At 43.6% G+C, this 7,480-nt stretch carries 11 protein-coding genes; 6 read left to right on the forward strand and 5 right to left on the reverse strand.

Translation table 11 applies throughout. From position 1 onward, the window contains the following. Positions 1-222 precede the first annotated feature (222 nt). Both QT979_RS13685 and QT979_RS13690 read left to right on the forward strand, forming a co-directional pair. Positions 223-1,551, forward strand: a complete 1,329-nt coding sequence (locus QT979_RS13685; protein WP_333310543.1) for a PIN domain-containing protein — start codon at positions 223-225, stop codon at positions 1,549-1,551. 255 nt (positions 1,552-1,806) lie between these two features. After that, positions 1,807-2,142: a hypothetical protein gene (locus tag QT979_RS13690; protein ID WP_333310545.1), complete on the forward strand. Its 336-nt coding sequence runs from the start codon at positions 1,807-1,809 to the stop codon at positions 2,140-2,142. 594 nt (positions 2,143-2,736) lie between these two features. Here the strand turns inward: QT979_RS13690 and QT979_RS13695 are convergent. Both QT979_RS13695 and QT979_RS13700 read right to left on the reverse strand, forming a co-directional pair. Then, positions 2,737-2,946 carry a type I restriction-modification enzyme R subunit C-terminal domain-containing protein gene (locus QT979_RS13695; protein WP_333310547.1) on the reverse strand — a complete coding sequence of 70 codons (210 nt, stop codon included), beginning with the start codon at positions 2,944-2,946 and terminating at the stop codon, positions 2,737-2,739. 108 nt (positions 2,947-3,054) lie between these two features. Further along, on the reverse strand, positions 3,055-3,447 hold the full coding sequence (locus QT979_RS13700; RefSeq protein ID WP_333310549.1) for a hypothetical protein: 393 nt from the start codon (positions 3,445-3,447) through the stop codon (positions 3,055-3,057). A gap of 131 nt (positions 3,448-3,578) precedes the next feature. Between QT979_RS13700 and QT979_RS13705 the strand changes: the two genes are divergently transcribed. After that, entirely contained in the window at positions 3,579-3,728 is a 150-nt protein-coding gene (locus tag QT979_RS13705; RefSeq protein ID WP_333310551.1) for a hypothetical protein, read from the forward strand. Positions 3,729-3,821: 93 nt separating this feature from the next. On the opposite strand, the gene QT979_RS13710 is transcribed toward QT979_RS13705, so the two are convergent. The 3 genes from QT979_RS13710 to QT979_RS13720 all read right to left on the reverse strand — a co-directional run bounded on the left by QT979_RS13710 (position 3,822) and on the right by QT979_RS13720 (position 5,500). Continuing rightward, positions 3,822-4,082, reverse strand: a complete 261-nt coding sequence (locus QT979_RS13710) for a hypothetical protein (RefSeq protein WP_333310553.1) — start codon at positions 4,080-4,082, stop codon at positions 3,822-3,824. Positions 4,083-4,569: 487 nt separating this feature from the next. Beyond that, positions 4,570-4,941, reverse strand: coding sequence for a hypothetical protein (locus tag QT979_RS13715; RefSeq protein ID WP_333310555.1), 372 nt, complete (start codon positions 4,939-4,941; stop codon positions 4,570-4,572). After that, positions 4,913-5,500 carry a type II toxin-antitoxin system antitoxin SocA domain-containing protein gene (locus QT979_RS13720; RefSeq protein ID WP_333310557.1) on the reverse strand — a complete coding sequence of 196 codons (588 nt, stop codon included), beginning with the start codon at positions 5,498-5,500 and terminating at the stop codon, positions 4,913-4,915. The genes QT979_RS13715 and QT979_RS13720 overlap by 29 nt, the downstream gene beginning before the upstream one ends. Before the next feature lie 627 nt (positions 5,501-6,127). Here QT979_RS13720 and QT979_RS13725 point away from each other — a divergent pair. The 3 genes from QT979_RS13725 (at position 6,128) to QT979_RS13735 (ending at position 7,367) form a co-directional block, all read left to right on the forward strand. After that, positions 6,128-6,796, forward strand: coding sequence for a tyrosine-type recombinase/integrase (locus QT979_RS13725; protein ID WP_333310559.1), 669 nt, complete (start codon positions 6,128-6,130; stop codon positions 6,794-6,796). 150 nt (positions 6,797-6,946) lie between these two features. After that, complete coding sequence (locus QT979_RS13730; RefSeq protein ID WP_333310561.1) at positions 6,947-7,072, forward strand: hypothetical protein; 126 nt, start codon at positions 6,947-6,949, stop codon at positions 7,070-7,072. Continuing rightward, the gene (locus QT979_RS13735) at positions 7,062-7,367 is read left to right on the forward strand and encodes a competence protein CoiA family protein (protein WP_333310563.1); all 306 of its coding nucleotides are present in this window, start codon (positions 7,062-7,064) and stop codon (positions 7,365-7,367) included. Before QT979_RS13730 ends, QT979_RS13735 begins: the two co-directional genes overlap by 11 nt. Positions 7,368-7,480 lie beyond the last annotated feature (113 nt).

The raw sequence follows: 7,480 nt of genomic DNA on the forward strand, positions 1-7,480 counted from the left end.
AGTTCCAAGCCTTGAAACAGCTTATGCTGATATCCTGACCTAGCCACAGCACTTCTAAGTCCTAAGTAGGAAAATTGTTCTTTCTTAAAGTACCTGCAACGGTTACAAGCTCTAGCCTGAGAAAGATGCTAATTTGGAGGGGGTAGATAAATTGAAACAAGTGGTAGACCAGTTGTAGAGTTTACTGTATTCAACGTAGAAAAAATGAAAGGAGTTGTAATAATGTCCCCCCAACAAAAAACTATTTGTGTAGTGATTGATACAAATATATGGGTGAAAGACTCTAATCTTTTACTGAATACGGCTATAGGTTCAGCATTGTTTTATATATTAAAAAGTGTTGACGGTAAAATAGGTTTACCATCAATACTTGAAGAAGAAATCACTAGACATATAATTGAAGACGGAGTAGCCGCTGCCGAAAGCATTCAGAAAAGTTTTAAAACTATTTCAATAATTATGGGTAAACATTATTCTTATACAGTTCCCAATGAAGCTGAAATTAGTTCAGCAGTACAAGCAAGAATTACAGAATTGAAAACTTTATTACATAAAATTCCTTTTACACTACCACACGCTGAATCAGCACTTAAAAAAATTAACGAAAATTTGCCTCCAAATGGCAAAAATAATCAACAGTTTAAAGATTCTGCTATTTGGGAGGCTATTTTAGAATTAATTGGTTTATACACAGTTCATTTTGTTACAGCAGATAAAGCTTTTTATAAAGAGAAGCAATATCAAAATGGTCTAGCAACGAATTTACATTTGGACTGTCAACAACGTGGAGGTGAAGTTTATATTTATCCAGATATGGCATCTTGCCTTAAAGTAATTCAAAATGATATGCCGCCTCTTGATACAATCAGTTTAATTTCAGAAATTGATAATAAGCTCAAGTCTCGATTGAAAATAGAATTACTGAGAGAGAATGGATTTGAAGTAAGTAGTTTGGCAAGAGAGCTATCGTTTGTTTCACCCTTTTTCACAGAGAATTCCAATGAATTGGCATTAACTTTTGAACTTTGTTATGACTGTTGTGATGTACAAAATATTGGGATTGACGAAAGGCTTCAATCTGTACTTAAGGTAAAAGGAGATTGTTTTTATGCACTAGATACTAATCTTATTTCTGAACTCGCTCTAGATTATCAAAGAATATATTGGGCAGATCCTAGCGGAGAACTACAACGCAGAGGATCTGTATATTTATCCAGTATGCAAAATAGTGATTTAGTTAAACACACGTTTAGAGAACCAATTGATTTTATCAGAAGTCCAGAGTTAAGTGCCAAACAGCGACGTGAATTACTGCTTAAGAAAAAAACAAGTTTTTTTCAAAACTATAGTGAAGATGAAAAAGCAATATTACTAATATTTTTAGATGAATACGCTGAAATAGGAAGTAGTGTGGTTTTTCGTCATCCTGCAGATACAATTATGAAGTCTTCTGAATTGACTCAGTATGGTGACGTAATTCAAATGTTTGGAGGTCAAGAAAAATTAGATGAAGCACTGAAAGACTTACAAAATCATTTGTACTCAGTATAGTAGACGTTTTTTAAGAGTTTTTGTCTAACTTTAATTATTTTAAGGTAGATTTATTGAAGTTATCTAACGGGTAATTAGTAGTTGTCTTGGTCAAGTCGTAACAGTTTCAAGCTCTAGGCTGAAAAATAGCGCTAACCTGACCTAGCCGTAGCAGTTTCGAGTCCTAGATGGAAAAATGTTAAGCTGTTCGACATTCAAACTGCACTATTTGTGGGCCAGACCCCATACTGCAAGGGGTTGAGGCAATAAATTTAAATGACTAACAGCTTATTTCCCTGCCTATTGGCACTTGTGACAGTTCATCCGTTTATGGAATGGTTAGAAGGTTTCTCACCATTTATAAAAATGACAATGGCAAACAAGTTTAGTTCAGGCAACTTAACTGATGCTGCGGGGCAATGGTTAGCGACTGTAGCTGACGAAGCAGGGATGAGTGGGAATGATTACCTAGAAGCGTTAGCGGAAGGTGATAACCCGCTTGTGGAAACAGTAAAAGCTGATCTAGAAACTGACGGGGCGAACACGGCGCACCAACCAGGTAGCGAGATTTGTCCGTCTATGGAGGCAGTACGTAAGGATTCAGGTCACTGAACTCCTTGCTGGGCAAAGACTTTAGATATGGAGCTTGATACTAAATCAATCTCTATTCTCAATAAACCACGAAAAACTGTCACTTCTCCTCGTTTATTGACAATTAATCACGAAAGACAAAAACCCTTATTTTGCCCTAAAACCGTTGCCAGACAAGCGTTGGAGCCGTAAGTTTTTAGACCTGAATCCTTACGGCAGTACAGGCTGAAAATCAGTGTTTACATACACAGTTAGGTAACTCTGCAAGTGAAAAAGAATCACTTGAACAAGAATTGGTGGAAGTTTGATCGCAACTTGAGGCAGAACGCGCCGATGTGAAGAAATTGAGGCAGAACTCTCAGAGCTAAAGCAAAACTTAAGTCTTGGGTCAGGATAGACTCTATCCTGATGTAGTCGCGATCGCAAACTCTCTAGCCTCTGCGTCAAAGGTAGATTGTTGGGGCTGATTTGGCTACCGAGATGCTTGATACACCATTGTCTGAAAATGACACCCCACTTCCCGCGTTCCTCAGCACAAAAAGCCAGGTTTCACTGCAATCACAATTGGGCTTCAACCCAGATTATTTGTAACGCCCCAGGTTTTACTGCTGTGCCTTATGCAGCAGCCCGTGTAGAAACTTCTTCAAGAATAGAAAATAATTCATCTACCTGAGTCGAGGTAAATAATCCGTCTGGCCCCTGTGGCGTAATGTCGGTAAATGGGGATTCATAAAGAATTGCTGCATCCATTGCGCCATGTTCGGTTAAATAATCCACAATCATACTCACAAATTCAATTTGTACTTCAATTAAAATCTTTGCCATCGAAGGCTTCGCTCGTCTATGCAAGTAATATTTGCAGGGGAAAGTTCCGACTAAAACTGACCGCCTTCGGAATTTACGATCGCTCACCAGCCAGCACTTGCCTCATCATCACTCAACCGCATTAGACAAACTCTGAAACCACCATACTAAGGTACGGACATGATCCAGCGCTGAAGCTAACCGATCGCCATCGCCCATCCAATCGCCATACTCCCCATGCTCGCCCGCCCCCCACACTATGATGTACTCTAGCCCCGGATCGATCTGCACGCCAAACCCACCGCTAGAGAAGTTAAATACTGCGTAGAGGTCGTCTGGCTGAACAGACCATCGCAAGAAAACGACGCTTGCCGCCAATGCTGGGAATTCCTTGAACATTTCAGCGAAGAAGCGTTGACTGAATTCAGGAGTGTCGGCTAAAGCGATGTCTTGTCGCTGGCTATTCCACTGACCCTCTGTCTCACGGCCACAGCGAGGATCGTGTTCTTGAAACTTGTCCATATCTCGTAACTGTAGGGGAAAAAGAAACCCCATCTCGAATGTGTTTTGCTGATACTAGACAGACGCTAGCTGATAAACTAGCTGACCTCAAGGCATCTTAGGCAAGTACGATTGAGCAAGCAAAGGCAGAGTTGAGCGCAGAGCTGCGGGAAATAGTCGGCGCTCGTGATGGCAACGATAAATCACGAGCCGTAGGAGTGGAGAGCGGCCCAGAAGCAAGTCGCCGATCGGGAAAAGGAGCTTTTGCAATTGCACGAGCGAAACGGCGACTTGGGACTTGAGGTGCACAATCTTACCGAACAGCTTGCAATCGTTGCAGGCGTGAGCAAAGAACTAGCGCAGCTCAAGCAAGAGTTGAGAGATAAAACTGATATTCACGCCTGAAGGGCGGGCGATCGACCTGGAGGCAGTACGCTGGCAGCGAGAACGCCCGCGAGCGATGCTAAAGCCAATTTAACTGAAGCTAATAGCAAATTGCTCCAGCAGTTGGAAAAAAACCGGGAACTGGTAAGGGAAATCGCCGAACTGCGATCGCAGCCTGCCAGTGTGGATTTGTCAGAATCGGCAACTTTGCTCGCGCCAGTTGAAAGACCGACGTAAGAAATGTAAGACGGACTTGGCAGATGTGGAGACAATTTTAAAAATTTTGAGCGGTGATGGCGATCGATAAAATGTATAGGTCATTATGCAGCGGTGACACGCCCCAAAAAAGCCGTCTGCACTTAGGTAGGGGGCTTTTGTTTTAGGGCTAGGGGTTAATCCAGTCGATAATCTTTGCCTTAGTGCCATATCTCTTGCCTAAAATCTTCAATGTGTCATCAGTGCGATCGAAGCCCCTTATACTGAGTTTCGGCATCTCGGTTTGCCGTAGGGTGTTACTCCAAAGTAGCCTGGAATGGTTACAAGAAATGCAACCTTCTGTTTTGACCAGGAGGATGAAGTTGAAACCGATTAGGTTGTGTGGGGCGTGTTATCCCCAGTCGCCTTTTCATAAGATTGAGTGGCAGTTTAAGGGGATGCAGGGGTGCGATGGCGTTCCGCCCCGCAAGCTACGGCATCAATTAATGTTGCTGTCGGAGTGTCCCCACTGTGTGGCTAGGTTTAGGATTCCAGCATTGTGGGTTATAAAAAATCTTCGAGGGCGGAGGTAATATCTTTGTCGGGAGGGCGCTTTTCAAACTCTTCGTGGCTATAAATCCAAACTAACCTAATTTTGCAAGCAACTGGATCGACCACATACATCAATCTAATTTGTCCTGAAGCTCCGCTTGCAAAACGAACGGCCAGCTTATGAAATGTCCAGCCTTCCGGTAATCGAGCTTTTTTAGGCAAAGGTTCTTGTCGAGAATCTTTAGGATACTGATTTTTAGCTAAATCTTCTAAAATTTCTGCTATCAAATCGAGAAAACCTTTGCCACGTTTTTTTGCAAGTGCCTTGAAAGAGTTCTTAAATTTCTGAGACGGTTCAATCGAGAAGGGATTCGAGCCAGTCACGCACTTCTCCTTGTCTGATACACTCTGACGGTTCTAAATTAACGGCATCCTCCAACGCTGCAAGCATCAGAGGTTCATAAAGTGGGTTCTTACGCTCTATCCAATCCAGCTTCTGGTGTCCCAGTGCTTTCATGTCTTCCTGCTGAATCGGCTCTGTCGAACTTGCCTCTGGTGGCAATCCTTTGCGAGCTTTCCTCCAAGGAAACTCAACGTGAGTCATATCACTCAATAGGTAAGCATGGTAGCCACTAAAGCAGCCCCAAACTTTCTCTAAAAGATGCTTTGTCTCATCTGGAACCTGTGACAAAACATCTTCTCCGGGGATAGGCAACTGTTTGGCCTCAAACTCGTAGTAAAACCTGTAAGCAGGAGGGCATACCGGTCCGTACCGCCATGCCTGAATTTCATTCTCAAACAACGGCTCGTCAAACAGCGCCAAATGCAAGCTCTGCGAGTAATACAGGAGTTTTTGCACTTTCATGTTGGTCATTTGAGCTTCCAAGCCATCTTGGTAAGCTCTCTTGATAAAGTAGCGAGCCACATTGAGGCAATCAATCATGACGCAACTCCTCTGGTGACATTAAATCTTTCATTGTAACAATTTTCTTACACGTTCTATTATAGACTAAAAAATCAACAATGTCCGGTAAGCCTGTAGTTTCAATCCCTGATAGGGTTTAGGTGAGTTGCTACGTCTCACCTCACCCTACAACCCTATCAAAAAATGAAACACAAACAAAAAAACTACTTGACGCATTTTGATCCCGTTGATTTCGGTTTTTGCGTGATTTGCACAGCAACTGCACTGTCAAAATCTAAAATCTGAATCTAAAACCTGAAATTATTTGACCAAAAAGAGCTGTCGATATTCTGTGATTTGTCTTCAAGTGTGATCGCACTTGAAGACAAATCACAGGAACCAGAATCCTCAACTAACCGAAAGTTGGGGATTTTTTTTGCTCAAAACATCCCATCTAGTAACTGGGTAATGTCTTGCTGGTCGCGCCCCCGGTTGTCGTCATAAATCATGAGAGTGTCAAGCTTTCTGTGCCTGTTGAGTTTCTGAACTTTCAGTACATCCCCGTCTGTTGCATCTAGGGCTGCCGTGATAGCTGTCTGTATATTCTACGCCCGCCCGAAGTGAGCTGAACTACCACGTTAAGAAATACCCCCAACCGATGCAGTAATGCAGTATTTGCGCCAAACTTTCTGGTATCGGGTCGAGTTTACCAAGATGAAGATAGAACGGCACGGGCAAGCCAAAATACTCACCCAACAGGAAATGGAGCTTTTGTTCAACAAAGGTTTGCAAACCGCTCGCGATCGCACCTTGTTTGGAGTTTGTCTCTACACGGCCTGTCGGATTGGCGAAGCTTGTTCTGTCATGGTCAAGGATATCTACACGAACTCTGGCACCGTCCGTTCTACAATTAACGAACGCAAAGCCAACACCAAAGGAAAACTCCAAACCAGGACGATTCCAGTCATTGAAGATTTGCGATCGCTTTTGACATCTTGGAAACCCAACGCGGGTCAGACTTATTTATTCCCCGGCCGGCATTCTTCCCACCATTGGAAGCATCTGCACACCAACTCAGCGGATCAGATTTTGAGAGAAGCGTTCGAGCAAACCGGCATCGAGGGAGCATCCACCCACAGTTTTAGGAGAACGGCTCTCACCCAGATGAGCAATATCGGCATCCCGCTGCGGATTATTCAAGAAATCAGCGGTCACAACAACCTCGAACAATTGCAGCACTACTTAGAGGTGAAGCCGGATCAAGTCAGAGGAGCGATCGCCTTTCTTTCCATGCTTTCCTACACCGGAAAAGACACATCCCGGTGTAGAGCATGAATTGCCCGCTGTGCCGTTAGCGAGAGAGCAACTGTCACAATACCTATCAGACTCGGACTGAAGAAATTCCCGATTGGTGACGAGCAATTTTAGATTTGAGATTTTAGATTTTGGTGGATGCAAGGATTAAAGTCACGCATCCCAAATCGAATGACGATCGCTTTACTCACCAAGCCAGAAGTTCTCACCCCTGGATTTGTTACAATTCTCGATCGTGTGGAGCAGGTGCATCTACGAAAACCTGCTTTTAGGAGAACTTTTGACTATGTGGCTTAAATTTGGTGTTGCTCCCAGTGGCGAACTGACGGGCATTGATGAAGCTGTGCGCGGAAAAACTCAGCTAACTTGCCTCTACTGCGGTGGCGGATTGACAGCGAAAAAGGGCTCGGTGAAAGAGCACCACTTCGCGCACACCGAGGAAACTTGCAAACCAGTCTCGCAGCGGATTAAAACCAAAGCTTTTCCCGCACTGCCGCTCTACGACAACTTCAACGTGCGACTTAAAGGTGAGGAATTGGAGCAATTGAAGGTGCTGTGGAAGTGCGATTCGTTGATTAGTGAATCTCGGTAATCAATCCGTAAATAACTAATCCAGTGAAACTTGACCCCTAGGTTGAGCACTGAACTCTCAGATTGATGAAGGTGCAAGTCCTTCCCGCAAGATTCATGCGTGACTCCTTATCT

It is taken from the genome of Microcoleus sp. w2-18bC1 (assembly GCF_036700365.1).
Taxonomy (GTDB): Bacteria; Cyanobacteriota; Cyanobacteriia; order Cyanobacteriales; family Microcoleaceae; genus Microcoleus.

Coding starts and splice junctions, on each gene's coding strand:
- QT979_RS13685 (WP_333310543.1), top strand. CDS start 223: ATGTCCCCCCAACAAAAAACTATTTGTGTAGTGATTGATACAAATATA.
- QT979_RS13690 (WP_333310545.1), top strand. CDS start 1,807: ATGACTAACAGCTTATTTCCCTGCCTATTGGCACTTGTGACAGTTCAT.
- QT979_RS13695 (WP_333310547.1), bottom strand. CDS start 2,946: ATGGCAAAGATTTTAATTGAAGTACAAATTGAATTTGTGAGTATGATT.
- QT979_RS13700 (WP_333310549.1), bottom strand. CDS start 3,447: ATGGACAAGTTTCAAGAACACGATCCTCGCTGTGGCCGTGAGACAGAG.
- QT979_RS13720 (WP_333310557.1), bottom strand. CDS start 5,500: ATGATTGATTGCCTCAATGTGGCTCGCTACTTTATCAAGAGAGCTTAC.
- QT979_RS13725 (WP_333310559.1), top strand. CDS start 6,128: ATGCAGTATTTGCGCCAAACTTTCTGGTATCGGGTCGAGTTTACCAAG.
- QT979_RS13730 (WP_333310561.1), top strand. CDS start 6,947: ATGACGATCGCTTTACTCACCAAGCCAGAAGTTCTCACCCCTGGATTT.
- QT979_RS13735 (WP_333310563.1), top strand. CDS start 7,062: ATGTGGCTTAAATTTGGTGTTGCTCCCAGTGGCGAACTGACGGGCATT.